This is a genomic window from Variovorax paradoxus, from assembly GCF_009498455.1.
Lineage (GTDB): Bacteria > Pseudomonadota > Gammaproteobacteria > Burkholderiales > Burkholderiaceae_C > Variovorax > Variovorax paradoxus_H.
The window spans coordinates 4850638-4873633 of record NZ_CP045644.1 but is presented as its reverse complement, the minus strand read 5'-3'; the positions used below and the strand labels follow the sequence as shown (position 1 = coordinate 4873633).

Below are 22996 nucleotides of genomic sequence, written 5' to 3'. Positions count from 1 at the left end.
GGTTCTCCTGACAAAAGAACGCCACGATAACGCGGCCTTCAGCGCTGCGCCTTGTCCTTCTGGTTCTGCGCCTCGATGCGTTCGCGCGCGGCCAGCCAGTCGGCGTCGCTCCACTCGCGCAGCTCGTAGAAGTTGCCGCCGGTGGCCAGTGCGTTGCCGCCGTCCATCATGATGCTCTGGCCCGTGAGCCAGTCGCACTGGCCCGGCGCCATCAGGAACGACGCAAGGTTCTGCAGCTCGCTCATGCGGCCCACGCGCGCCATCGGGTTGGTCTTGATGCTGCGTGCGCCGGGCTCCTCGCCGGGGTTCAGGCGCTTGCTCATGCCTTCGGTCGGAATCTCGCCGGGGCCCACGGCGTTCAGGCGGATGCCGTGGCGCGCCCACTCCACCGCGAGCGACTTGGTCATGACCTCGATGCCGGCCTTGCTCATCGCCGAAGGCACGACGTAGGGGCTGCCGTTGTCGACCCAGGTGACGATGATGCTCATCACGCTGCGATAGGCGTCGCCCGGCTTCCATTGGCCCGACTTGGCCTGCGCCACCCAGCGCTTGCCCACGGCCTGCGTCACGTAGAAGCTGCCGTGGAACACGATGTCGGCCACGGCGTCGAAGGCGCGCGGCGACAGGCTCTCGGTCGGCGAGACGAAGTTGCCCGCCGCGTTGTTCACGAGGCCCGTGAGCCCGCCGCTCTGGAACAGGCTCTCGACCATGTCGTCGACCTGCTGCGCGATGCGGATGTCGACGCCGAAGGCATCGATGCGCCGATCGGGAAACTGCTGGCGCCAGGCAGCGGCGGTTTCCTCGCAGACCGCCTGGCGCCGGCCGCAGATGGCGACGTCGGCGCCCAGGCTCAGGAATCGCTCGGCCATGGCACGGCCGAGGCCGGTGCCGCCGCCGGTGACGAGGATGCGCTGGCCGCGCATCAGGGATGCTTCGAACATGAGGGGTCTCCTTGGCGTTGCGGCAGCGGCAGGAGCGCGTGCTGCCATCGCCGCATGCTACGACCGCCAAGGCGCCGTGGCTTGCGGAATCTGGCTTTGCCGGCGGGTGAAAATGGCCGCGCCCCCTTTTCCCTGCACCTTCCGGACACACCACCCATGCCCCGTTCCGCCGATGCTTCCTTCCTGCCGCTCGACGGCGTGCGCGTGCTGAGCCTCGCGCTCAACCTGCCGGGCCCCGCCGCGCTGCTGCGCTGCCGCGCGATGGGCGCGACCTGCCTCAAGCTGGAGCCGCCCGGTGGCGATCCGATGGGGCTGTACAACCGGCCCGCCTACACCGCGCTGCACGAGGGCGTCGAGGTCCGCACGGTCGACCTGAAGAGCGAGGCTGGGCAGGAGCTGCTGCACGCCGAGCTCGCCAGCACCGCCGTGCTGCTGACCTCGTTCCGCCCCTCGGCGCTGCAGAAGCTGAAGCTCGATTGGGCCACGCTGCAGGCGCGCCACCCGGCGCTGTCGCAGGTCGCCATCGTCGGCGCACCGGGCGATCGCGCCGAGGAGCCGGGGCACGACCTTACCTACCTCGCCGAAAGCGGCCTCGTCACCGGCACCGAGTTGCCGCCCACGCTGTACGCCGACATGGGCGGCGCGCTGCTCGCGAGCGAGGCGGTGCTCAAAGCCATGCTGCAACAGACCCGTCAGCGCGGCGGCGTGTACCTCGAGGTGGCGCTGAACGCCTCGGCCGACTGGCTCGCCCTGCCCCGCACCTGGGGCCTGACGAAGCCCGAAGGCGCGGTGGGCGGTGCGCACGCGGGCTACCGCGTCTATCCCTGCGCCGACGGCCGCGTGGCGGTGGCGGCGTTGGAGCCGCATTTCGCGGCGCGCCTGTGCGACGTGGCCGGCGTGGCGCCGCCGGACATGATGGCGCCGGCCACGCACACAGCGCTGGCCGCCTGGCTCGCGACGCGCACGCGCGCCGAGCTGGAAGCCATGGGCCGCGAGCGCGACGTGCCGCTGCTCACGCTGGCCGACTGACGGCGCTCAGAGCGCCGGCAGGCGCAGCTCGCTGAGCTTGCGATCGAGCTTGATGAGCCAGATGCGCGTCGGCCGCTCCAGGTCGGAGCCGCGTGTGATGCGCGCGCTGACGGTGCCCGCGGGGCACTTGCTGAGCTCGCCCTTGACATCGACCGTGCAGTCTTCGACGCTGCCGGCCACGGTCTTGCCATCGGCGCCGAGCAGCACCGTGCCCAGGCCGAAGTCGTTGTCGTTCACCAGCGCCAGGGTCTGGTCGTCGACGACCGTCAGGCCCTCGGCCTTCTCGGCCAGCCAGCCCAGCACGTTGAGGTCTAGCAGCTCGGTCTTGCGCATCGTCACCACGGTCGAATAGTCCATGCCGTTCGACGGTGCCTGCGTGATGCTGCTGATCTCGAGGTTGTGATCGAACTCGGGGGCGGCGATGTTCGTCGCGTTGGCCGGCAGCTCCACCAGCATCAGCTTGTTGAACACCTTGCCGTCGCTCTTGCGCGCGCCCTGCTCGATGACGATGAAGCGGCCGTTGCCCAGGCTCACCACGTCGCCGAGCTTGGCGTTGCCCGTGCGGTCCTTGTCGTACTGGCTGCCATCGATCGGGTAGGCGTAGAGCTTCGAGGTCTCGGTGGCCGGATCGAACGCGAGCCAGCGCGTGAACTTCGCGATGTGGCGCACGTCGGTGTTGGTGCCGCCCGGCGGCTTGGCCTTGATCGACTTGCCGTTGGCATCGCGCGGATCGATCGGGCTCTGCAGGAAGCCGTGCAGCACGCCGCTGGCCGCATCGAGCGTCAGGCCTTCCATGCCGCGGTTGGGGCGGCGCTGGGCCAGCACCGCCGGCAGGTCGGTGGCACCGGGGCCGGGCGCGTACTTCTTCTCGACCAGGCCGGTGGCGATGTTCAGGCGCGCGATGAAAGGGCCGTACTCGTCGCTGGTCCACAGCACGTTGCGCGCCTTGTCGAGCACCAGCGTCTCGGGATCGAGGCCGTGGGCGTCGTAGCCGGCCTTGGCCTCGTCGAACTTGTATTGGTCGTTCAGCGGGGTCTCGCCGGTCGAGCCCACGCCCGAGCGCGGCGGCAGGCCGGTGATCTTCGTGTTGGCGTCGCGCTTGAGCGGCACGCTGGTGCTGAGCACCGCGCCGGTCTTGCCGATGCGCACGATGCCGAAGCTCGGCGCGAACGACGGCGCCGGGAACACCTTGCTGGTGCTGGTGACACCATCGCCGGCGCCGGGCACGGGGGCGGTCGGTCCGTCGCCGTTCGGGCCGCGGTCGGTGATGGCGTAGAACTCGAGCGCGCCGTCTTCGGCCTTGCCTTTGAACGCCAGGCCCGAGCCGTAGGCCGGCAGGAAGCCTTGCGGAAAGTCGGCCTTGATGCTCGGGTTGTCGCCCTCGTAGGGCACGTGGAAGCGGGCCTCGGCCTGCAGCTGGTAGCGCGTGACGGCAATGCCGATGGCGCCGAGCTGGTTGGTTTGCGTCGACGCTTCGGTGACCGGTGCGGCCAGGCGCGAGGCCAGCGTGTCCTCGAAGTGTTCGCGGGCCAGCATGCGGCGGTTCGAGTCGACCATGCGGGCATTGTAGGGAGCGGGCAGCGCGGCCAGCACCGCGTTGAGCGCGGTATGGAAGGCGTCGGGCGTGGCATTGAAGTCGAGCGCGCCGGCCGTCAGCGCGGCCTTGAGCGCGGGCGTCAGGCGGATGCCGTTGGCGGGGTCGCGGTCGTCGTCGAAGCTCTGCAGCGCGAGCAGGCGGTTGACCACCGCATCGGCCTTCACGTCGCTGCCGCCGGCCAGGGTCAGCGGGGTGATCGTCTCGCCGCATGCGGCGCTGCCCAGCGCCAGTGCGCCGGCGCTGAAAGTGACGGTCTCGCCGTCGGCGCAGCTGAATTCGCCCTTGGCGTTGGTGGCGGCCTTGGCGGCGCTGCCGGCCACGTAGTCGAGCCCTTCCACGGCGGCATCGAGGAAGGTGCCGGTCTTCGATTGCGCAGCGGGCGGGTTGGTCGTGCCGCCACCGCCGCCCACGGGGAACGACCAGCCGCCCCCGCCGCCGCTGCCGCCGCCGCAAGCGGTCAGCACCGCGCCAGCACCCACGAGTGCCAGCCATCCCATCCTCGATCCTCTTGTTGTCTTGCGCATTGCTTGTTGTCCTTGTGATGCGCCCGCGCAAAGGCGCAAGCCCCGGCGATTAATGCCGAGGCAGATGACAAGCCCGTGAAACTGCAACCGAAAGGTTGCGTGGTGGGCGCCGTGTTTTCAGCGACCGTCGCGCTGGCGGTCTTCGCGCTTCACCGCGAGGTAGGTGTCGAGATCGACCTCGTGCAGTTGGCGCGGATAGCGCTCGGCCGCCGCGAACCAATAGCGCTGACGGCGCTCGGCCGGCTCGTTGCTGCCGGTGGCGAGGTACGCGTCGAGCGTGAGGAAGTAGCGCATCGCATTGCGCTCCACGAGCCCGCGCAGGCCCCGGATGTACTCGGGCTGGCCGTCGGCGCCCTTGCCCACCACGGTGAACCCGACCTTGCTGCTCCCGAAGGTGGCCAGGTAGGCCTGCGTGGCGAGCCGCACCATCGTGTTGTGGTCGTAGCCGTAGCTGAAGTGCAGGAAGGTCTTGCGCTCGTCGAGCGCCACCGCCTCGAGCCGCACGCGGTAGTTGCTGGTGCCGAACGGGCCGGTGTCGGCCGACATCTCGACCTGCAGGTGCTCGGGCGTGGCACTGGCCACGCGGTAGACGAAAGGCAGTTCGAAAGCCTGGTCGACCGGCTTGTCGTAGCGGCGCACCACGAACAGCGTGAGCGTCTCCTTGCCCTGCGGCGAGGTGCTGACGCGGCAGCGCCGGTTGTTGATGTGCAGCGTGAGCAGTTCGCACCAGTGGTCCGAACCCTTGAGCGCCGCGCTGACCTTCGACAGCGGATGCTCGACCACGGCATAGATGTCGCCCTCGAGGCCGCCGGGCGTCTCGGTGGAGTTGAGCTGCACGGGGCGCCCGAAGCGGCTCTGGTCGAGCTTGTCGCCGAGCTTCTGGTGCTCAGCGCGCAGGGCCTGGGGGCCCGTGGGCGCAGAGGCTTCGGGGGCCGCCGCCTGCGCCAGCAGCGACACGCCGCAGCACGCGGCCGTCGCGAGGATGCGATTCCACGAAACCGGCACGGGGGGCGAACTGCTCATCATGGGGCTACACGATACCCCGGTTCCGCCGCACCAGCAGCAGCATCGCGCCCGCCAGCAACGCCGCGCCCAGCCATTGCCGCGGCGCCATCGGCTGGGCCAGCCACAGCGCCGCGAGCCAGGCCGCCACCAAGGGCTCGATCAGCGTGCCGACCACCGCCGCCGTCGGCGACAGCCGGCGCGCGCCCCAGGCGAAGGCCAGGTACGCCACCGAGGTGGTCGCCACGCCGGTGTAGGCCGCGCCTGTCCATTGCGCCGCGCCCGCGGGCCAGGTGATGCCGTTCGCACCGGCGACGCCGAGCATGCACAGCGCCGCGGCGCTCATGCCCCAGGCGGACGCGGTCACGGCCGGCACCCGCGCCGGCATGCGCGCGTTGCCCAGCACCACCAGCGCATAGCAGACGGCCGAGCCGAAGGACCACGCCAGCCCCGCGCCGTACCCCATCGGCAAGGCGCCCCAGCCACCGGTCGGCATCACCAGCAGCAGCACGCCCGCCAGCGCGAGGACGAGGCCACTGAGCAGACGTACGCCGAAGGGCTCATAGCCGCGCAGCACCGACACGCAGGCCACGATCAATGGCGCGCAGCAGATCGAGATCACCGTCGGCAATGCCGCGCCCAGGTGCGCGATGCCCGCGAACCAGCAGCTCACGTTCAGCGCCATCGCGGCGCCGGTGCCGACGACGTGGCCTTGCTCGCGCCGCGTCAGGTGGCGCCATCCGGCATTGGCCGCCGGTGAACGCCGCGTCGCCCGCCAGTGCAGCCACCACAGCAGCGGCATGCCGAGCGCGAAGCGCGCGAGCGACAGGCTGTGCGGCGCGATGCCGCCGTCGATCAGGAATTGCGCCACCAGCGCGCCGCCGCCCCAGAGCACGCCGGCCAGCAGCACGCCGCCCCAGGCCAGGGCGGCCGTTGTTCTTGCATTCATGTTGAAACTCTCCGTGAAGCCCACCGCCGCGGCGTTGTGTCGACGCATTGCGGGGGCGGGCATGACCATCCGGCCACCGCCCGGCGTTCTTCATTCAGCGAAGAAGGCGGACGGCAGCGACCACTTGCGGGTCTGACGGGCGCGGCACGAAGCGCGCGAACGTCAGCGGCGGGTCGACGGAGGGGGGGAGTGATGCAGGTGCATGAGCGGCCGATGATAGGAGCGCGATCGCAGGCCCACAAGAGAGAATCGCCCGCATGTACCCTGCCCTTTTTCACCGGATTTCATGAAGCGCCAAGGTCGACTCGTTCGTTGGGAGGCCGAGCGCGGCTTCGGTTTCATCCGCAGTCCGGAGGTGTCGGCCGACGTGTTCGTGCACCTGCGCGACTTTCGCGATCGACAGCTGAAGCCGCAGGTCGGCATGGCGGTGCGCTTCGACGAAATCCATGTCGGCGGCAAAGGGCCGCGGGCGGTGGCTGTGGAGGCTGCGACCACGGCGGCTGCCATGCCCCGCGTAGCATCACGCGCGCAGCCGCGCCAGCCTTCGAGTCGCCGAGCGGCCGGCACGCCGTGGGGCGCGTGGCTGATCGTGGTCTACGCCGCCGGTCTGAGCGCCGCCGTGTGGCTCGGTCGACTGCCGCTGCTCGCGCTGGCGGTCGTCGCGGGGCTGAGCCTGCTCACCTTCGCGGCCTATGCCTTCGACAAGAGCGCGGCGCAGGCCGGGCGCTGGCGCACGCAGGAAAGCACGCTGCACCTGCTCGCGCTCGCGGGCGGCTGGCCGGGCGCGTGGTGCGCGCAGCGACTGCTGCGGCACAAGTCGAGCAAGGCGAGTTTCCTGTGGAGGTTCTACGTCACGGTCGCGCTGCATGGCGCGGCGCTGGGGGCGTGGGTGTTCTGGCTGTCGAAGCACGCGGTCTTTGCCTGACCGCGCCTTCTTCAACGCATCAACGCACCTTGCGTGAAGGCTTGTTGAGCGGCTTGCCGCCGCCGCTGCCGTTGTCGCGCGGCGGGAGGCCGGTGTGCTGCGTGAGGATGCGGCCCTTCGAGGGCTTCACGGGCGTCAGCCTGACTGGCGCAGCGGCCTTGGCGGCCACCGGCGCAGAGGTCGAATTCTTGCGACGCGCACTCGTGTAGCCGCCATCGGTCAGCGGCTGCCACGTCGGGATCAAGTGATGCTTGCCGTTGCCGATGAGGTCGGCGCGGCCCATGCTCTTCAGCGCTTCGCGCAGCAGCGGCCAGTTGTTGGCATCGTGGTAGCGCAGGAACGCCTTGTGCAGGCGGCGGCGCTTGTCGCCGCGCACGATGTCCACCGTCTCGCTCTCGCGCGTGATCTTGCGCAGCGGGTTCTTGTTGGTGTGGTACATCGTCGTCGCGGTGGCCATGGGCGACGGGTAGAAGGTTTGAACCTGGTCGGCGCGGAAGCCGTTCTTCTTGAGCCAGATCGCGAGGTTCATCATGTCCTCGTCGCTGGTGCCCGGGTGCGCGGCGATGAAGTACGGAATGAGGTACTGCTTCTTGCCCGCCTCGGCCGAGTACTTCTCGAACATCTGCTTGAACTTGTCGTAGCTGCCGATGCCGGGCTTCATCATCTTCGTGAGCGGGCCCTGCTCAGTGTGCTCGGGCGCGATCTTCAGATAGCCGCCGACGTGGTGCTGCACCAGCTCCTTCACGTACTCGGGCGACTGCACGGCCAGGTCGTAGCGCAGGCCGGAACCGATCAGGATCTTCTTGATGCCCTTGAGCGCACGCGCGCGGCGATAGATCTTGATGAGCGGATCGTGGTTGGTGCCCAGGTTCGGGCAGATGCCCGGGTACACGCAGCTGGGCTTGCGGCACGCCGACTCGATCTCGGGGCTCTTGCAGCCGAGGCGGTACATGTTGGCCGTCGGGCCGCCGAGGTCGGAGATGGTGCCGGTGAAGCCGCTGACCGAGTCACGGATGGCCTCGACCTCCTTGATGATCGATTCTTCCGAGCGGCTCTGGATGATGCGGCCCTCGTGCTCGGTGATCGAGCAGAAGGTGCAGCCGCCGAAGCAGCCGCGCATGATGTTCACGCTGAAGCGGATCATTTCCCATGCAGGGATCTTTGTCGCGCCGTCGTGGCTGCCGTTCTCGTCGGCATAGCGCGGATGCGGGCTGCGCGCGTACGGCAGGTCGAACACGTGGTCCATCTCGGCCGTGGTGAGCGGAATGGGCGGCGGGTTGATCCACACGTCGCGCGCCGTGGCGCCCTCGCCGTGCGCCTGCACGAGCGCGCGGGCGTTGCCGGGGTTGGTCTCGAGGTGCAGCACGCGGTTGGCGTGGGCGTAGAGCACCGGGTCGCTGCGCACCTGCTCGTAGGAAGGCAGGCGGATCACCGAACGGTCGCGCGGCGGCACGCTGATCTTTCCGCGGCCTTGCAGCGCGGGGTTGGGCACGAAGGTCAGCGGCTTGATGGCCGGGTTGACGACCGAGCCGGCGGCAGAGCCCGCGGCTTCGGCGGCCTTGGCGACGGCTTCGGCCTCGTCTTCCTTCGCGCACGTGGCGCCATTGGCCTTGGCCTGGTCGGACACCATCAGGTACGGATTGACGTGCGCCTCGACGCGGCCGGGTTCATCCACGCTGGTCGAGTTGATCTCGAACCAGCCCTCGGGCGTTTCACGGCGCACATAGGCCGTGCCGCGCACGTCGGTGATCTGCTGCACCGGCTCCTTGGCGGCCAGGCGGTGCGCGATCTCGACGATGGCGCGCTCGGCGTTGCCGTACAGCAGCAGGTCGCACTTGGCGTCGACAACGATGGAACGGCGCACCTTGTCCGACCAGTAGTCGTAGTGCGCGATGCGGCGCAGCGAGCCTTCGATGCCGCCGAGGATGATCGGCACGTCGTTCCAGGCTTCCTTGCAGCGCTGCGAATACACGATGGCCGCGCGGTCGGGGCGCGAGCCGCCGATGTCGCCGGGCGTGTAGGCGTCGTCGCTGCGGATCTTTCGGTCCGCCGTGTAGCGGTTGATCATCGAATCCATGTTGCCGGCGGTGACGCCGAAGAACAGGTTCGGTTTGCCCAGCACCTTGAAGGGCTCGGCGCTTTGCCAGTCGGGCTGCGCAATGATGCCCACGCGGAAGCCCTGCGCCTCGAGCATGCGGCCGATGACCGACATGCCGAAGCTGGGGTGGTCGACGTAGGCGTCGCCCGTGACCACGATGATGTCGCAGCTGTCCCAGCCGAGCGCGTCCATCTCCTTGCGCGAGGTCGGCAGGAACTTGGCCGTGCCAAAACGGGCTGCCCAGTACTTGCGGTAGCTGGTCAGCGGCTTGGCGGCACGCGCGAAAAAGGAGACGTCGACGGGGGCGTTCATCGGTGGGAGTTAACAGCGCTTCGGTGGCGCCGTGAAGGGCAACCCTTGATTTTAGGGTTTTCCATCATCCCTGTCGCCTCCGGCAGGCAGTGCCCCGCGATCGGCAAGGTCGGCATTTGATTGCCAAAGTCAATCAACCAAATGACAATGGCAACCATGACCGCTTCTGCCAGCCCCGTCGATCCGCTCGCCGTCAAGGCGATCCGCCAGTTCAACCGCTTCTACACGCGTCGAATCGGCGCCCTCGACCCCTACCTCGGCAGCGAGATGTCACTGACCGACGTGCGCGTGCTCTACGAGCTGGCGCACCGCGAAACCCCGGTCGCCAGCGAGATCGGGCGCGACCTGGGCTTCGACGCCGGCTACCTCAGCCGCATCCTGCGCCGCTTCGAAACCCAGGGCTGGCTCACGCGCGAGCCGCACGCCCGCGACGCGCGCCAGAGCGTGCTGCGCCTGACCGAGGCCGGCCACGCGGCATTTGCGCCGTTGCAACAGAAATCGCGCGACGAAGCCGCCGCCCTGCTCGCCGCGCTGCCGCCGGCGCAGCAAAACCAGCTGGTGCAGGCGATGGGCACCGTGCAGTCGCTGCTCGATCCGGCCACGCCGCCGGCCCGCACCCAGGCCGCCGTGCTGCGCGATCCGGCGCCCGGCGACATCGGCTGGGTGGTGCAGCAGCATGGCGAACTGTATGCGCGCGAATACGGTTGGGACCAGCGCTTCGAGGCGCTTGTGGCGGGCATCGCGGGCGAGTTCCTGCTCAAGTTCCAGCCCGAGTGGGAGCGCTGCTGGATCGCCGAGCTCAACGGCGAGCGCGTCGGCGCGATCTTCGTGGTGCGCAAGTCGGCCACCGTGGCGCAGCTGCGCATGCTGCTCCTCACGCCGGCCGCGCGCGGGCTGGGCCTGGGCGGTCGCCTCGTCGACGAGTGCATCGCCTTCGCGCGCCGCAAGGGCTACAAGAAAATGACGCTGTGGACCAACAGTTGCCTCACGGCCGCGCGCAGCATCTACGCCAAGCGCGGGTTCCAGCTTACGCATTCGGAACCGCACGAAGGCTACGGGCAGCCGCTGGTCGGAGAGACCTGGGAGTTGAAGCTGTAGCCGGAGGTCTTACTCCTTCCCCCTCTGGGGGAAGGTTGGGATGGGGGCAGGCCTTCGATCAAGTGCCGCGCCTGAACAAGCGCCGCCGTGCCCCACCCCGCCCTCCCCAGAGGAGGGAGAAACTCATTGCATGAACCAGCCGTGGCTCACCACGAGCGACTGGCCCGTCAGCGCATTCGTCGGGAAGGCCGCGAACATCAGCGCGACGCGCGCCACGTCGTCCGTCGTGGTGAATTCGCCATCGACCGTTTCCTTGAGCATCACGTTCTTGATGACCTGCTCCTCGGTGATGCCCAGCGTTTTCGCCTGCTCGGGAATCTGCTTCTCGACCAGCGGCGTGCGCACGAAGCCCGGGCAGATCACGTTGGCGCGCACGCCGTGCTTGGCGCCCTCTTTCGCGACCGTCTTGGACAGCCCGATGAGGCCGTGCTTGGCCGTCACGTAGGGCGCCTTCAGCAGCGAGGCTTCCTTCGAGTGCACCGAGCCCATGTAGATCACGCTGCCGCCGCGGCCTTGCGCGTACATGTGCTTGAGGCAGGCCTTGGTGGTGAGGAACGCCCCGTCGAGGTGAATCGCGAGCATCTTCTTCCAGTCGGCAAAACTGAACTCTTCGACCGGATGCACGATCTGGATGCCGGCATTGCTGATGAGAATGTCGATGCCGCCGAAGGCTTTCGCGCCCTCTTCCACCGAGGCATTGACCTGGTCCTCGTTCGTCACGTCGACGCCCACGCCGATGGCCTGCGCGCCCGTCGCCTTCAGTTCGGCGGCGGTGGCGTCGGCGGCTTCCTTGTTGAGGTCGGCAATGATGATCTTTGCGCCTTCCTGCGCGAACAGCACGGCGATTTCCTTGCCGATGCCGCTGGCCGAGCCGGTGATGTAGGCGACCTTGTCCTTGAGTTGCATGGTGAAGCGTCCTTGGAAGTGGTGGATAGGAAAAAAGCGAGCAAGAACCGGGCAAGCGCCCGGTCGACTTCCCTCAGCGCGACAGCCCCGGCCGCTTGATACGCCCGGTGCCCGGCTCGCCGAGGTCGAAGGTGGTCACGCCGTTCACCGTGGCGTCGGCGCGCAGCGTCTCGGGGTGGGCGAGCGTCTTGCCCATGTCGCGCACGCCCGATTCCCAGTGCTCTTCCACCGCGGCGCGCGAGAACTCGTAGTCCTTCGACTCCAGCTCGTACGACTTGTCGCGGTAGATCAGGTGAAAGATGTCGATCGGCTCGTGCGTGAGCTGCGCCTGCACCTCGACCACGCTCGGGTCGTTGCGCAGGCCCGGCGGCAGCTTGGCGATGAGGTCGGCAATGGCCTGCTGCAGGTTCATGTTGGCCGCGAGCGCATCGGTGTTCATGCGCGTGCGGCTCGAGTAGGTGATGTCCTTCTGCCGCTCCATCACGCCCGCCAGCGTGTGCGGCATTTCGCCGCGCGCGTTGAACAGGTCGACCTGCAGCACCACCAGCGCCTCGGAACGCGGGTGCGTGTCGAGCACGTACTGCAGGGGCGTGTTCGACACGATGCCGCCGTCCCAGTAATCGTCGCCGTCGATGTGCACGGGCGCAAAGCCCGGTGGCAATGCGCCGCTGGCCATGATGTGCTCGGGGCCGATGCGCTGGCGCGTGTTGTCGAAGTACACCGAGTTGCCCGTGCGCACGTTGACCGCGCCCACGCTGAAGCGCGCCTCGCAGGCGTTGATGCGGTCGAAGTCGATGAGCCGCTCCAGCGTGGCCTTCAGCGGCGAGGTGTCGTAGTAGCTCAGCAGCGGCGCAGCACCGCCCATCAGCAAGGCCGGCGAATAGCGCGGCTCGAAGAAGCCCGGAATGCCGACCAGCGAGGCCATGGTGGCGCTCCACTGGTTCTGCGTGGCGCGGTCGCCCAGCCACGACGGCAGGCGCTGCGCCGGCCCCGAAGACACGAGGTGCCAGAACTCGCGCAGCCGGTCGACCCGCTGCGCCGGCGCATTGCCGGCGATGAGTGCGGCGTTGATGGCGCCGATCGACACGCCCGCGATCCAGTGCGGCTGCAGGTCGGTCTCGCTGAGCGCGGCATACACGCCCGCCTGGTACGCACCGAGCGCACCGCCGCCCTGCAGCACCAGCGCCTTGCGGGCGGCGCGCATGCCTTCGCGGCGGGCGATGAACGGATGGGGTGGTGCGGCGGAGGAAGCGGGAGAAGAAGAGGAAGCTGCGGTGGCGGCGCGAGGCTTTTTCTTGGGTGTCGTCGTCATGCGGTCATTGGACACCAGCCCCGCGACAGCTACCTGACCAGGGGCCTTTTCGCTGCGTCATTCAGCCCCGGGCGAATCTCACATCTTCGGCAGCATCTGCCCGCGGATCTCGCCGGCCGGGTTGGCCGCCGTGTGGATGTTGGCGTACCACTTGCCCGCCACGAGATCTGCCGCCTGCGCCGGCGTGAGCGTGGCCTGGCCCTCGATCGGGCTGGCCGCATTCGCGAAGGGCAGCACCACGCCGGCATTCGCGCCCGCGGCGGCAGGCCCGTGGAAGTGGGCCGCCGTGGCCGGGCCGCTCAGGCCGTTGTAGGTGATCTTGTACTTGAGCACGTTGGTGTCGCGGTTGAGCCAGGCCTCGGCCATGCCGCTGCCACGCGTCATGTTGGGCGGCACTTCGCTCGCCGCATTCATCGCGCCGCTGAAACTCGCGACGTTCGACTTCGACATCATTCCGCAGCCGGCCAGCGCGACGGCGGCCAGGCCCGCGACGAGGGTGGTGCGCCAGAGTGTGCGAGTGCTGTTGTTCATGGTCGGGGTCTCCTGAGGATGAAAGCACTCAGCATAGGCAGACGCGGCCTGCGGCCTTGTCGGTCAGCGCCCCTTCTTCGCACGCCTGTGCAAGAGAATGCAACGATGATTTCCGACGACACCCTCCCTTGTGCACACGACGTGGTCGCCTTCTGGCGCGATGCCGGACCCGAGCGCTGGTTCGCGAAAAGCGATGCCTTCGATGCCGCCTGCATCGACCGCCTGGCCGCCGCCCACCAGGCTGCGGCCAGCGGCCGGCTCGACCACTGGGCCGACACCGGCGAAGGCGCCTTGGCCTTGCTGGTGCTGCTCGACCAGTTCCCGCGCAACGCCTGGCGCCAGAACCCGCACATGCTCGCCACCGACGGCCTCGCGCTGGCCGTGGCGCGCCGCGCCGTCGAAGCCGGCTTCGACACGCAGGCCGACGCCCTGATGCAGCGCTTCTTCTACCTGCCTTTCATGCACTCGGAGGTGCTGGCCGAGCAGGAACGCTCGGTCGCGCTCAACGCCACGCAGGACGCCAACACGCAGCGCTTTGCCGTGCTGCACCGCGACATCGTGGCGCGCTTCGGGCGCTTTCCGCACCGCAACCGGATGCTCGGGCGCACGTCCACGCCGGAAGAGCAGAAGTTTCTCGACGAAGGCGGCTTCGCCGGTTAGGGCGTGTCGGCATGCGCCGGCAGCGGCACGTCGCGCGTCGGCGACGCGTGGCCTGCCGGCTCAGCCGCAGCGTCCTTCATCGAGCCGTAGGTGCGCGCATAGACCCAGGTGAACTCGGCGCCCAGCAGGAAGATCTGCGCCGAGTAGTACACCCACACCAGCACCACCACCAGCGAGCCGGCCGCGCCGTAGCCCGAAGCCACGCTGCTCTTGCCGATGTACAGGCCGATGAGGTGCTTGCCCACGGTGAACAGCAGCGCCGTCACCGCCGCGCCCACCCACACGTCGCGCCACTGCACCCTGGCGCGCGGCATGATCTTGTAGATCATCGCGAAGATCACCGTGACCATCGCGAAGCTGAAGGCGAAGTTCACCACCTGCGCCAGCGTGGCCCAGGCACCGAACATCGGCGACCACCACTTGCCCAGCGCGGCCAGTGCGGCGCTCGCCACCAGCGACACCATCAGCAAAAAGCCGATGCCCATGATCATGCTGAACGACAGCAGCCGCACGCGCAGCAGATTGAAGAGGCCCTTGCTCTGCGTGCGCGCGGGCGCGCGCCAGATGCGGTCGAGCGCGTCCTGCAGTTCGCCGAAGACGGTGGTCGCGCCCACTACCAGGAGGCCGATGCCGACCACCGTGGCCACGATGCCCTCGGTCGGCTTGTTGACTGCCTGCAGCATGCCCTGCACCGCCGCCGCGCCCTGCGCGCCCATGAGGCCCGAGAGCTGCGCGAAGATCTCGCCGCGCGCGGCCTCCTGACCGAAGACGAGGCCGGCCACCGCGATCACGATCAGCAGCAGCGGTGCAATCGAGAACACGGTGTAGTAGGCCAGCGCCGCGCCCATGCTCGGGGCGTAGTCGTTCGACCAGGAGGCGAAGGCGCGCCGGCAGAGATCGAAGAGTGCGCGTAGTTGCATGAGCATGAAGTGTTCCTCGGGTGGGCCCCGCGTCTGTCAGCGCGGCGCCCGGCATGTTGACAGGCTGCCTACGATAATCGCTCGCACATGCACCCGTCCGCACCCGCCGCGGCCCCGCCGCCAGACCACCCGCACCCGCAGCCCGCGTCGCCACGCGACCTTTTTGTTTCATTCACCTGGCTCGCGCTGCAGGGCTTCGGCGGCGTTCTCGCCATCGTCCAGCGCGAGATGGTCGAGAAGAAGAAGTGGCTCACGCCCGACCAGTTTCTCGAAGACTGGGCCGTGGCCCAGGTGATGCCGGGGCCGAACGTGATCAACCTCGCGCTGATGATCGGCGACCGCTACTTCGGCCTGCGCGGCGCCATCGCCGCGGTGGCGGGCATGCTCACGGTGCCGCTGTTTGTGATCCTTGCGCTGGCCGTGCTCTACGCGCACTACGCCGCCAACCCGCAGGTGGCGGCCGCGCTGCGCGGCATGGGCGCGGTGTCGGGCGGGCTGATTGCGGCCACGGGCATCAAGCTGATTCCGCAGCTGCGCAAGCACCCGCTGGGCTTTGCGACCTGCCTGGGGTTCGTGGCGCTGGTGTTCGCGGCCATCGCGCTGTTGAAGATTCCGCTGGGGTGGGTGCTGTTGGCCGTGGGCGGTGTGGCCTGCGTGTGGACCTGGAAGAAGATCTCCCCATGACCATCGCGATGCAATGGCACGACTGGCTGGCCCTCTTCGGCCAGTACCTGCTGCTGTCGCTGCTGTCGATCAGCGGCGCGATCACCACGGTGCCCGACATGCACCGCTACCTCGTGGCGCAGCACGGCTGGCTCACCGAGGCGCAGTTCACCTCGTCGGTCGCCATCGCCCAGGCCGCGCCGGGGCCCAACGTGCTGTTCGTCGCATTGATGGGCTGGAATGTCGGACTCAACGCGGGCGGCGGCATCGGCGCCGGGCCCGTGGCCTGGCTGCTCGGCTTTTTCGGCCTGATGGTCACGATGGTCGGCATCATGCTGCCGAGCACCACCCTCACCTATTTCGCCACGCGCTGGGGCCACCGCAACCGCACGCGCCGCGAGGTGCGCGCCTTCAAGCAGGGCATGGCGCCCGTGGTGGTCGGTCTGCTCATCGCCACCGGCTGGGTGCTGGCCGGCGGCAACCAGTCGCCCGGCGTGCCGGCCTGGCACCTGTGGCTGCTCAGCGGCGTGGCCGCGCTGGTGGTGTGGCGCACGCGCATCCACCTGCTGTGGCTGCTGGGCTGCGGCGCGGCGCTGGGCGCGGTAGGCTTCGTCTGAACACCTTTCCCTTCTGCACACTTTTTTCTTTCAGGAGCCCTCTGCCATGTCGCAACTTCGTCCGCTCGGCCGTTCCAGCCTTCGGGTGTCTCCCCTCGCTTTCGGTGGCAACGTGTTCGGCTGGACCGTCGACGAGGCGGCCTCGTTCAAGCTGCTCGATGCCTGGCTCGACGCCGGTTTCAACTTCGTCGACACCGCCGACGTCTACTCGGCCTGGGTGCCGGGCCATGTGGGCGGCGAATCGGAGACGATCATCGGCAAGTGGCTCAAGCAGAGCGGCAAACGCAACCGCGTGGTGCTGGCCACCAAGGTCGGCAAGCCAATGGGCGAAGGCAAGGTGGGCCTGTCGCCCGCGTACATCCGCGAGGCCGTCGACGCCTCGCTCAAGCGCCTGCAGACCGACTACATCGACCTGTACCAGTCGCACGACGACGACGCGAACACGCCGCTCGAAGACACGCTGGGCACCTTCGACGCGCTCATCAAGGAGGGCAAGGTGCGCGCCATCGGCGCCTCGAACTACACGGCACCGCGGCTGGCCGAGGCGCTCGACGTGTCGGAACGCCTGGGCATCGCGCGCTACGAAAGCCTGCAGCCGCTGTACAACCTGTACGACCGCGCGGTGTTCGAAGACGAACTCGAGCCGCTGTGCATCAAGCGCGAAGTGGGCGTGATCAATTTCTACGCGCTGGCGGCGGGCTTTCTCACCGGCAAGTACCGCACCGAGGCCGATGCGGCCAAGAGCGCGCGCGGCGCCAACACCACCAAGAAATACCTGAACCCGCGCGGCCTGCGCATCCTCGACGCACTCGACAAGGTGGCTCAGCAGTACAACGCCAAGCCGGGCCAGGTCGCCATTGCGTGGCAGATCGCACGGCCCGGCGTGACGGCGCCCATCGCCAGCGCGACCTCGCTGGCGCAGCTCGAAGAGCTGGTGGTGGCCACGCAGCTCAAGCTGGACGCGGGCACCATCGACATGCTCGACCGCGCCAGCGCCGAGACGCCGGCCTGAGCCTCGGCTAGCCGTCGACCGGGTTCAGCGGCGTCGCCAGGATGCGCTGGTAGAACGCCACGTCGAGCCAGCGGCCGAACTTGAAGCCGGCCTGCTGCACGGTGCCCGAATGCGTGAAGCCCAGGCGCTCGTGCAGCGCGATGCTGCCGGCGTTCGATGCGTCGATGGCGCCGACCATCACGTGCACCTCGCGCGCAATCGCCTCGGCCACGATCGCCTCCATCAAGGTGCGGCCCAGTCCCTCGCCGCGGTGCGCGGCATCGACGTACACCGAGTGCTCGACCGTGTACTTGTAGGCCGGGAAGGCGCGGAACGTGCCGTAGCTGGCAAAGCCCAGCAGCTTGCCGTGCTCGTCTTCCGCGCCGATCACCGGGAACCCGTTGGCGCGCTTGGTGGCGAACCACGTCACCATGTTCTCGGGCGTGCGCGGCTTGTAGTCGTACAGCGCGGTGGAATTGACGATGGCCTCGTTCAGGATCGCCAGGATGGCGCCTGAATGGGCTTCTTCGGTGCAGGCGATGAGACGCATGGTGTTTCTCTGTCGTTCAATATAAGAGAATAATAATCTCATATGGGAAACACTTCACCTTCCACCCCGTCGACAGCGCCGGCCGATGGCCACATCGACGCGCTCATCGCCACCCGGCTGCTGGCGCTGCGCCAGGCCCAGGGGCTCAGCCTCGCGGACCTGGCCGGGTTGTCGGGCGTGAGCAAGGCGATGATCTCCAAGGTCGAGCGCGCGCAGAGCAGCCCGACGGCCGTGCTGCTGGGAAAGCTCGCCGCCGGCCTCGGGGTTTCGCTGGCGCAGCTTCTGACCGAGGACAAGGCGCAGCCGCAGCGGCTGCGCACGCGGGCCATGCAAGAGGTCTGGCGCGACCCCGAGGCAGGTTATTTGCGCCGGCAGGTCGCCGAGCGCAGCGCGGGCAGCGGCGTGGAGCTGGTCGAGGTCGAGCTGCCGCGCGGTGCGCAGGTCGGCTATCCGCGGTGGAGCGGCACGCCGTACCGGCAGAGCCTGTGGATGCTCGAAGGCGCGCTGCAGGTCGACTACGGCGAAGAGCGCTTCGAACTGGCCCCGGGCGACTGCCTCGACTTCGGCGTCGACCGGCCGCTGGTCTTCAAGGCGCTCAGGCGCGCCGCCTGCCGCTACCTGCTGGTCGCCGTGCCCGATTGACCGTACCCGCGCGGTAGGCAAGCTCCCACACGCAGAGACGGTGCAGGCCGGTTGGGACAGCAGGGCGCGTCGGGATACTGCAAGGCATCTCAGCTAACGGAGCCACACGATGTCCTTTGCGCTTTACATGATCGGCTTTCTGATCTTCCTGGCCGGGGTCGCCTGGGGCGCCTCGGTGGCCGGCGTGCCTACGCTCTACATCGGCATCGGTGCGCTGATCCTGCTGGGCATCGGCGTCTTCAGCGCCGTGGCCCGCACGCGCAGCAAAGACCCGTCCTGAACGAGCCCGCCGGCTTCACAGATCAGTTCACACAGGCTTCACGCCCGACGCACATGGCGTCGCTAACTTCGCAGGCGCACCACACCCCGTGGTGCGCTTTGCAAGTCAGCTTCCCATGCACGCCGCTTCTTCCTGTCTCCTTTCCCCACTCACCCCAGCCTCTTCTTCCTCGTCGGCCGCGCCCTGCCCCGCTCCGGCTTTCGTGACCGACCCCGGTCTGGCCTGCACCCAGGTCGACCTGCTCGTCATCGGCGCGAGCTTTGCCGGGCTGGCCTGCGCACGCGCCGCTGCCAAGGCCGGCCTCAGCGTGATGGTGCTCGAGAAGAAAGCCGCCGCCGGCGCCAAGCTGCACACCACCGGCATCATCGTCAAGGATGCGGTCGACAGCGTGCCATGGCTGGCCGAAGTGCCGCCCGCGCTGGTGCGCCGCATCGAAGGCGTGCGGCTGTACGCACCCGACATGCACCACGTCGACCTGCACGCGCCCGGCTACTGGTTCTGGGCCACCGACGCGCCCGCGCTGCTCGACTGGATGGTGGACTCCACCCGGGCCTGCGGCGTCGAGGTGCGCCTGGGCACGCTGTTCGAGCAGGCGCTCTGGGTGAACGGCCGCTGGGAGGTTCCGGTGGCGCAGGGCCCGTGCATCCGCGCGACCTACCTCGTCGGCGCCGACGGCCCGCATTCGCGCGTCGCCAAGGCGCTGGGCCTGTCGCGCAACACGCGCTTCCTGTACGGCGTGGAGCACGAGTACCAGGGCGCGCGCATGGCGCCCGACCTGCTGCACTGCTTCATCGACAAACAACTGGCACCGGGCTACATCGGCTGGGCGCTCGACGGCGTCGGCGTGAGCCAGATCGGCCTGGCGCGCCGCATGGGGCACCACGACACGGGCGCGCTGCGGCTCGACCCGCTCTTGCGCAAGATCGCCCCCGTGGTGTCGCCCGGCGACGCGCCACCGGTCGCCGTGCGCGCCGGAATGATTCCCTGCGGCGGCGTGCTGCCGGTGGTGGCCCGCGAACGGGCGTTGCTGGTGGGCGATGCGGCGGGCATGGTGTCGCCCGTGACGGCCGGCGGCATCCACACGGCGCTGCAGCACGGAGAGCGTGCCGGCGAGGCCGTGGCGCGCTTCGTGCGCGGCGAGGTGGACGACCCCGCCACGTGGTTCGTGCGCGGCTACCCGCGTTTCCTGATGAAGCGCACGTTGCGCTGGGCCTTCGACCACTTCCAGAGCGACTGGATGTTCAATCGCCTGCTCGGCACGGCGCCGATGCGGCGTGCGGCGGAGCTGGTGTACTTCCACCGCAAGGGCCGCGGGGCGCTGGCCCGCTAGCCCTCAGGTGAGGCTCAGAGGCCGCGCTGGCGCATGGCCTCGTAGAGGCACACGCCGCTGGCCACCGACACGTTCAGGCTCTCGACCGCGCCGGCCATCGGGATGCTGACGAGTTCGTCGCAGGTCTTGCGCGTGAGCTGGCGCATGCCCTCGCCCTCGGCGCCCAGCACCAGCGCCAGCGGGCGCTTGAAGTCGCTCTGGTAGATGGTGCCCGGTGCGTCGTCGCTGGTGCCCACGCACCAGATGCTGCGTTCCTTGAGCTCGTTGAGCGTGCGCGCGAGGTTGGTCACCATGAAGTACGGCACGGTCTCGGCCGCGCCGCTCGCCACCTTGGCGACGGTGGCGTTGATGCCGGCCGCATGGTCCTTGGGCGCGATCACCGCATGGGCCCCGGCACCGTCGGCCACGCGCAGGCAGGCACCGAGGTTGTGCGGGTCGGTCACGCCGTCGAGCACCAGCAGCAGCGGCACGGTGCCGGCCTCTTCGAGGCCTTCGAGCAGTTCGTCGAGCGAATGGATTTGCGCGGTGGGTTCGACCCGCGCCGCCACGCCTTGGTGGCCGTGGCTGCCGGCCAGCTTGGCAATGCGCAGGCTGTCGGCCTCGACCAGCCGCACGCCGGCTTCTTGCGCGCGCGCGATGAACTGTTTCATGCGCGCATCGCGCCGGCTGGCATCGAACAGAACCTCGAGCACCGATTTCGGCGCGGTCTTGATGCGCACGCCCACGGCATGGAAGCCGAAGATCACTTTAGGGGAAGACATCCCCCGATTATCAAGGGCGCGACGCCTTCACCCTCACGCCAGCGGCAATCCGCTGTTCGCGCGGGTGCGTTCGTCGTGCAGTTCCTGCACCACCAGGGCGTTCATGTGCACCTTCAGCGTGTTGCCCACGCTCCCCAGGTACTGGCAGGCGGCATACCCCTCGGCGGCCTTTTCGTAGCGCGCCACCCAGGCATCGCGGGCGGGCAGCCGGTCGGGCGACACCGGCCAGACGCCCGGCTGAGGCTTCAGGTGCTCGCCGATGCCCACACGCCAGGGCTTGGCGCTCAGGCGGGCGCGAAAGCAGTTCTGGTTGCGGCACATGCGCGCGTAGACCTTGTCGGCGCCCAGCGTCTGGAACGCGTCGGTCACGGCGGCGTCGGACGGTGCGAAGACATCGTGCATCGCCAGCACGCGCAGGCCGGCCGGCGTGCGGTACAGGCGCAGGTGCCAGTCGGGATGCTGGTGGATGAAGCGCTCGACACGCGCACGGGCACCCGCCAGCGGATCGCTCTTGTCCTCGACCGCGGGCAGACCCTCTTTGTGGGCGCGCCAGAAGCCGAAGGCCGCCACCAGCATGAAGGCGGCCACGCCGGCCATCGCCGAGCGCGTGGCGTAGCCCGCGACCAGCGCACCGATGAATGCCGCGCCGATCACCGTCAACCCGCGTGCGCTGCCGCGTGAGCCTGGGCCCTCGAAGTCGACATCGACGAACAGCACGTCGGGCGTGTTGAGGCAGCGCGCGCCGTAGCCGTTGCGGGTGACGACGGTGTCGCCCTGGCGTTCGACGATCTCCTCGCGGATCGGCATGCCGTTGGCGCCGTTGTAGGCCAGCTTGCGCTCGCGGCGCTCCAGTTTTTCGCCGCCCACCACGATGCGGTCGAACGCCTCGCGGGTGCGCTGGTCGGCATGGGCCTGTGCGGCCAACGGGCTGTCGTCGGACCAACCGAAACGGCGCACGGTGAACTGCTGGCTGCCCACACGCTCCTGGATGCGGCCTTCGGCCCAGAACTGGGGAACGATCATGCGCTCAGGCGCCCTTGAAATACGACCACGCCGCGGCCGCGATCAGCAGCACGACGATGACCGGCAGCCACTTGAAGCCGCCGCCCGTCACCCGGCCCGGCTCGGCCATCGGGTTCACCGCCGCGCTCGACGGCAGGTGCCCGAAGTCGCCCACGGCAGGGTTCTGGTGCGCCTCGACGAGTTGCTTGGCCTCGGCCAAGCCCAGGCCGGTGGCCTCGCGCGTGAGGCGCACGGCCTCGACCTTCTGGCCCCGCGCCAGGGCTGCGAGTGCGGCCGCCGGCACCGCGGCGGGGCCGTTGCCCTGCATGCCGTTGCCCGTCTCGGCGGCCGCCTCGCCCCGGCCCCAGTCGCCTTCCTGCCAATCGGCCGGCGCGCCGGTGATGAGCGCGCCACTGTTGGCATAGCGCTCGACGGCTTCCTTGGACGACTTGAGGTCCATGCCGGTGCGATCGCGCACGATCTTGATGGCCTCGATCAGGTTGCCGCGCTCCAGCGCGGCAATGGCTTCGGGGGGAAGCTGGGTCATGAACTCTCCTCGTGTTCAGGGGAGCGCCGCGGGAGCCGGGCGCTGTCTTTCTACGGACTCAGGCGGCCTGGGCGACGGTCGATTCCGGTGTCTTTTCGTTGAGCGCCACGCGCCCGGCCTCGATGGTGATGCGCCGCTCGCACTGCGAGGCGATGCTGCGGTCGTGCGTGACCAGCACCAGCGTGGTTCCCAGTTCGCGGTTCAGGTCGAACATCAGCTTCATGACCTGCTCGCCGGTCGCGAAGTCGAGGCTGCCGGTGGGCTCGTCGGCCAGCAGCAGGGCCGGCTGGACCACGAAGGCCCGCGCCAGCGCCACGCGCTGCTGCTCGCCGCCCGACAGCACCTTGGGGTAGTGGCCCAGGCGCTGGCCCAGGCCGACGCGGCCCAGCATCTCGGTGGCGGCCTTGCGCGCGTCCTTGCGGTTGGCCAGTTCCAGCGGCAGCATGACGTTTTCGAGGGCGCTCAGGTTGCCCAGCAACTGGAAGCTCTGGAACACGAAGCCCACACGCTGGGCGCGCAGCGCGGCGCGCTCGTCCTCGTCGATGGCGAAGATGTCGTCGCCCGCAAGCTTCACGGTGCCGCGCGTGGGCGTGTCGAGTCCGGCAATGATCGACAGCAAGGTGCTCTTGCCGGAGCCCGAGGCGCCGACGATGGCGGCGGTTTCCCGCGCGCCCAGGGTGAAATGGATGTCCTGCAGAATGTCCAGCGTGCCGGCCGAGTCGGTGACGGACTTGAAGACATGCTCGACGGCGACAATGGCATCAGACGGAGGTTGGGACATGAAAGGCTTTTCGTTTTGAATCGACGTG

Annotated in this window: 25 protein-coding genes; 10 read left to right on the top strand and 15 right to left on the bottom strand. The window is 68.9% G+C overall.

Annotation, left to right across the window (positions count from 1 at the left end):
• Window positions 1-38 precede the first annotated feature (38 nt).
• Complete coding sequence (locus tag GFK26_RS22450; protein WP_153283934.1) at window positions 39-941, bottom strand: SDR family oxidoreductase; 903 nt, start codon at window positions 939-941, stop codon at window positions 39-41.
• Between the two features lie 156 nt (window positions 942-1097).
• Between GFK26_RS22450 and GFK26_RS22445 the strand changes: the two genes are divergently transcribed.
• Window positions 1098-1970 (top strand): CoA transferase, encoded by an 873-nt coding sequence (locus tag GFK26_RS22445; protein ID WP_153283933.1) that lies wholly within the window; start codon window positions 1098-1100, stop codon window positions 1968-1970.
• Between the two features lie 6 nt (window positions 1971-1976).
• Here the strand turns inward: GFK26_RS22445 and GFK26_RS22440 are convergent, their stop codons facing one another.
• The 3 genes from GFK26_RS22440 to GFK26_RS22430 form a co-directional block, all read right to left on the bottom strand.
• Window positions 1977-4064: an esterase-like activity of phytase family protein gene (locus GFK26_RS22440; protein WP_153283932.1), complete on the bottom strand. Its 2088-nt coding sequence runs from the start codon at window positions 4062-4064 to the stop codon at window positions 1977-1979.
• 144 nt (window positions 4065-4208) lie between these two features.
• Window positions 4209-5114, bottom strand: coding sequence for a hypothetical protein (locus tag GFK26_RS22435; protein WP_153283931.1), 906 nt, complete (start codon window positions 5112-5114; stop codon window positions 4209-4211).
• 7 nt (window positions 5115-5121) lie between these two features.
• Window positions 5122-6042: a DMT family transporter gene (locus tag GFK26_RS22430; RefSeq protein WP_153283930.1), complete on the bottom strand. Its 921-nt coding sequence runs from the start codon at window positions 6040-6042 to the stop codon at window positions 5122-5124.
• Between the two features lie 286 nt (window positions 6043-6328).
• Between GFK26_RS22430 and GFK26_RS22425 the strand changes: the two genes are divergently transcribed.
• Window positions 6329-6967 carry a DUF1294 domain-containing protein gene (locus tag GFK26_RS22425; RefSeq protein ID WP_153283929.1) on the top strand — a complete coding sequence of 213 codons (639 nt, stop codon included), beginning with the start codon at window positions 6329-6331 and terminating at the stop codon, window positions 6965-6967.
• 19 nt (window positions 6968-6986) lie between these two features.
• Here the strand turns inward: GFK26_RS22425 and GFK26_RS22420 are convergent, their stop codons facing one another.
• Both GFK26_RS22420 and GFK26_RS34050 read right to left on the bottom strand, forming a co-directional pair.
• Window positions 6987-9377, bottom strand: a complete 2391-nt coding sequence (locus GFK26_RS22420) for a YgiQ family radical SAM protein (protein WP_153283928.1) — start codon at window positions 9375-9377, stop codon at window positions 6987-6989.
• Window positions 9374-9535: a hypothetical protein gene (locus GFK26_RS34050; RefSeq protein ID WP_194274166.1), complete on the bottom strand. Its 162-nt coding sequence runs from the start codon at window positions 9533-9535 to the stop codon at window positions 9374-9376. The genes GFK26_RS22420 and GFK26_RS34050 overlap by 4 nt, the downstream gene beginning before the upstream one ends.
• On the opposite strand from GFK26_RS34050, the gene GFK26_RS22415 reads away from it, so the two are divergent.
• Window positions 9519-10475, top strand: coding sequence for a bifunctional helix-turn-helix transcriptional regulator/GNAT family N-acetyltransferase (locus GFK26_RS22415; RefSeq protein WP_153283927.1), 957 nt, complete (start codon window positions 9519-9521; stop codon window positions 10473-10475). The genes GFK26_RS34050 and GFK26_RS22415 overlap by 17 nt on opposite strands.
• A gap of 123 nt (window positions 10476-10598) precedes the next feature.
• Here GFK26_RS22415 and GFK26_RS22410 read toward each other — a convergent pair whose 3' ends face one another.
• The 3 genes from GFK26_RS22410 to GFK26_RS22400 all read right to left on the bottom strand — a co-directional run bounded on the left by GFK26_RS22410 (window position 10599) and on the right by GFK26_RS22400 (window position 13224).
• Entirely contained in the window at window positions 10599-11381 is a 783-nt protein-coding gene (locus GFK26_RS22410) for a 3-hydroxybutyrate dehydrogenase (protein WP_153283926.1), read from the bottom strand.
• Window positions 11382-11454: 73 nt separating this feature from the next.
• Window positions 11455-12693, bottom strand: a complete 1239-nt coding sequence (locus tag GFK26_RS22405) for a patatin-like phospholipase family protein (protein ID WP_153283925.1) — start codon at window positions 12691-12693, stop codon at window positions 11455-11457.
• Window positions 12694-12771: 78 nt separating this feature from the next.
• Window positions 12772-13224 (bottom strand): CHRD domain-containing protein, encoded by a 453-nt coding sequence (locus GFK26_RS22400; protein WP_153283924.1) that lies wholly within the window; start codon window positions 13222-13224, stop codon window positions 12772-12774.
• 105 nt (window positions 13225-13329) lie between these two features.
• Here GFK26_RS22400 and GFK26_RS22395 point away from each other — a divergent pair, with 105 nt between their 5' ends.
• The gene (locus tag GFK26_RS22395; protein ID WP_153283923.1) at window positions 13330-13884 is read left to right on the top strand and encodes a DUF924 family protein; all 555 of its coding nucleotides are present in this window, start codon (window positions 13330-13332) and stop codon (window positions 13882-13884) included.
• On the opposite strand, the gene GFK26_RS22390 is transcribed toward GFK26_RS22395, so the two are convergent.
• The gene (locus GFK26_RS22390) at window positions 13881-14810 is read right to left on the bottom strand and encodes a YihY/virulence factor BrkB family protein (protein WP_194273937.1); all 930 of its coding nucleotides are present in this window, start codon (window positions 14808-14810) and stop codon (window positions 13881-13883) included. The genes GFK26_RS22395 and GFK26_RS22390 overlap by 4 nt on opposite strands.
• 81 nt (window positions 14811-14891) lie before the next feature.
• Between GFK26_RS22390 and GFK26_RS22385 the strand changes: the two genes are divergently transcribed.
• The 3 genes from GFK26_RS22385 to GFK26_RS22375 are packed head-to-tail and all read left to right on the top strand — an operon-like array spanning window position 14892 to window position 17096.
• Window positions 14892-15488 carry a chromate transporter gene (locus GFK26_RS22385; protein WP_153283922.1) on the top strand — a complete coding sequence of 199 codons (597 nt, stop codon included), beginning with the start codon at window positions 14892-14894 and terminating at the stop codon, window positions 15486-15488.
• Window positions 15485-16084 (top strand): chromate transporter, encoded by a 600-nt coding sequence (locus GFK26_RS22380; RefSeq protein ID WP_153283921.1) that lies wholly within the window; start codon window positions 15485-15487, stop codon window positions 16082-16084. Before GFK26_RS22385 ends, GFK26_RS22380 begins: the two co-directional genes overlap by 4 nt.
• A 46-nt stretch (window positions 16085-16130) precedes the next feature.
• Entirely contained in the window at window positions 16131-17096 is a 966-nt protein-coding gene (locus GFK26_RS22375; protein ID WP_101490084.1) for an aldo/keto reductase, read from the top strand.
• A gap of 7 nt (window positions 17097-17103) precedes the next feature.
• Here the strand turns inward: GFK26_RS22375 and GFK26_RS22370 are convergent, their stop codons facing one another.
• Complete coding sequence (locus GFK26_RS22370; RefSeq protein ID WP_153283920.1) at window positions 17104-17625, bottom strand: GNAT family N-acetyltransferase; 522 nt, start codon at window positions 17623-17625, stop codon at window positions 17104-17106.
• 42 nt (window positions 17626-17667) lie between these two features.
• Between GFK26_RS22370 and GFK26_RS22365 the strand changes: the two genes are divergently transcribed.
• From GFK26_RS22365 to GFK26_RS22360, 3 genes are all read left to right on the top strand, one after another.
• Window positions 17668-18267, top strand: coding sequence for a helix-turn-helix domain-containing protein (locus tag GFK26_RS22365; RefSeq protein ID WP_153283919.1), 600 nt, complete (start codon window positions 17668-17670; stop codon window positions 18265-18267).
• 109 nt (window positions 18268-18376) lie between these two features.
• A complete protein-coding gene (locus tag GFK26_RS34045) occupies window positions 18377-18547 on the top strand; it encodes a hypothetical protein (RefSeq protein WP_167395039.1) in 171 nt (56 codons plus the stop codon).
• A gap of 202 nt (window positions 18548-18749) precedes the next feature.
• Window positions 18750-19877 carry an NAD(P)/FAD-dependent oxidoreductase gene (locus GFK26_RS22360; protein WP_322745813.1) on the top strand — a complete coding sequence of 376 codons (1128 nt, stop codon included), beginning with the start codon at window positions 18750-18752 and terminating at the stop codon, window positions 19875-19877.
• A 14-nt stretch (window positions 19878-19891) separates the two neighbouring features.
• On the opposite strand, the gene rlmB is transcribed toward GFK26_RS22360, so the two are convergent.
• Genes rlmB through GFK26_RS22340 form a run of 4 tightly spaced genes read right to left on the bottom strand, consistent with a single transcriptional unit; the run spans window position 19892 to window position 22968 of the window.
• Entirely contained in the window at window positions 19892-20638 is a 747-nt protein-coding gene (gene rlmB, locus GFK26_RS22355) for a 23S rRNA (guanosine(2251)-2'-O)-methyltransferase RlmB (RefSeq protein WP_153283917.1), read from the bottom strand.
• Window positions 20639-20671: 33 nt separating this feature from the next.
• Entirely contained in the window at window positions 20672-21661 is a 990-nt protein-coding gene (locus GFK26_RS22350) for a hypothetical protein (RefSeq protein WP_153283916.1), read from the bottom strand.
• Window positions 21662-21665: 4 nt separating this feature from the next.
• Complete coding sequence (locus tag GFK26_RS22345; RefSeq protein WP_153283915.1) at window positions 21666-22187, bottom strand: ribosomal protein L7/L12; 522 nt, start codon at window positions 22185-22187, stop codon at window positions 21666-21668.
• Window positions 22188-22245: 58 nt separating this feature from the next.
• Window positions 22246-22968: an ABC transporter ATP-binding protein gene (locus GFK26_RS22340; RefSeq protein ID WP_062480734.1), complete on the bottom strand. Its 723-nt coding sequence runs from the start codon at window positions 22966-22968 to the stop codon at window positions 22246-22248.
• Window positions 22969-22996 lie beyond the last annotated feature (28 nt).

Coding starts and splice junctions, on each gene's coding strand:
- GFK26_RS22450 (WP_153283934.1), bottom strand. CDS start 941: ATGTTCGAAGCATCCCTGATGCGCGGCCAGCGCATCCTCGTCACCGGC.
- GFK26_RS22445 (WP_153283933.1), top strand. CDS start 1,098: ATGCCCCGTTCCGCCGATGCTTCCTTCCTGCCGCTCGACGGCGTGCGC.
- GFK26_RS22440 (WP_153283932.1), bottom strand. CDS start 4,064: ATGGGATGGCTGGCACTCGTGGGTGCTGGCGCGGTGCTGACCGCTTGC.
- GFK26_RS22435 (WP_153283931.1), bottom strand. CDS start 5,114: ATGAGCAGTTCGCCCCCCGTGCCGGTTTCGTGGAATCGCATCCTCGCG.
- GFK26_RS22430 (WP_153283930.1), bottom strand. CDS start 6,042: ATGAATGCAAGAACAACGGCCGCCCTGGCCTGGGGCGGCGTGCTGCTG.
- GFK26_RS22425 (WP_153283929.1), top strand. CDS start 6,329: ATGAAGCGCCAAGGTCGACTCGTTCGTTGGGAGGCCGAGCGCGGCTTC.
- GFK26_RS22420 (WP_153283928.1), bottom strand. CDS start 9,377: ATGAACGCCCCCGTCGACGTCTCCTTTTTCGCGCGTGCCGCCAAGCCG.
- GFK26_RS22415 (WP_153283927.1), top strand. CDS start 9,519: ATGACAATGGCAACCATGACCGCTTCTGCCAGCCCCGTCGATCCGCTC.
- GFK26_RS34050 (WP_194274166.1), bottom strand. CDS start 9,535: ATGGTTGCCATTGTCATTTGGTTGATTGACTTTGGCAATCAAATGCCG.
- GFK26_RS22410 (WP_153283926.1), bottom strand. CDS start 11,381: ATGCAACTCAAGGACAAGGTCGCCTACATCACCGGCTCGGCCAGCGGC.
- GFK26_RS22405 (WP_153283925.1), bottom strand. CDS start 12,693: ATGACGACGACACCCAAGAAAAAGCCTCGCGCCGCCACCGCAGCTTCC.
- GFK26_RS22400 (WP_153283924.1), bottom strand. CDS start 13,224: ATGAACAACAGCACTCGCACACTCTGGCGCACCACCCTCGTCGCGGGC.
- GFK26_RS22395 (WP_153283923.1), top strand. CDS start 13,330: ATGATTTCCGACGACACCCTCCCTTGTGCACACGACGTGGTCGCCTTC.
- GFK26_RS22390 (WP_194273937.1), bottom strand. CDS start 14,810: ATGCTCATGCAACTACGCGCACTCTTCGATCTCTGCCGGCGCGCCTTC.
- GFK26_RS22385 (WP_153283922.1), top strand. CDS start 14,892: ATGCACCCGTCCGCACCCGCCGCGGCCCCGCCGCCAGACCACCCGCAC.
- GFK26_RS22380 (WP_153283921.1), top strand. CDS start 15,485: ATGACCATCGCGATGCAATGGCACGACTGGCTGGCCCTCTTCGGCCAG.
- GFK26_RS22375 (WP_101490084.1), top strand. CDS start 16,131: ATGTCGCAACTTCGTCCGCTCGGCCGTTCCAGCCTTCGGGTGTCTCCC.
- GFK26_RS22370 (WP_153283920.1), bottom strand. CDS start 17,625: ATGCGTCTCATCGCCTGCACCGAAGAAGCCCATTCAGGCGCCATCCTG.
- GFK26_RS22365 (WP_153283919.1), top strand. CDS start 17,668: ATGGGAAACACTTCACCTTCCACCCCGTCGACAGCGCCGGCCGATGGC.
- GFK26_RS34045 (WP_167395039.1), top strand. CDS start 18,377: ATGTCCTTTGCGCTTTACATGATCGGCTTTCTGATCTTCCTGGCCGGG.
- rlmB (WP_153283917.1), bottom strand. CDS start 20,638: ATGTCTTCCCCTAAAGTGATCTTCGGCTTCCATGCCGTGGGCGTGCGC.
- GFK26_RS22350 (WP_153283916.1), bottom strand. CDS start 21,661: ATGATCGTTCCCCAGTTCTGGGCCGAAGGCCGCATCCAGGAGCGTGTG.
- GFK26_RS22345 (WP_153283915.1), bottom strand. CDS start 22,187: ATGACCCAGCTTCCCCCCGAAGCCATTGCCGCGCTGGAGCGCGGCAAC.
- GFK26_RS22340 (WP_062480734.1), bottom strand. CDS start 22,968: ATGTCCCAACCTCCGTCTGATGCCATTGTCGCCGTCGAGCATGTCTTC.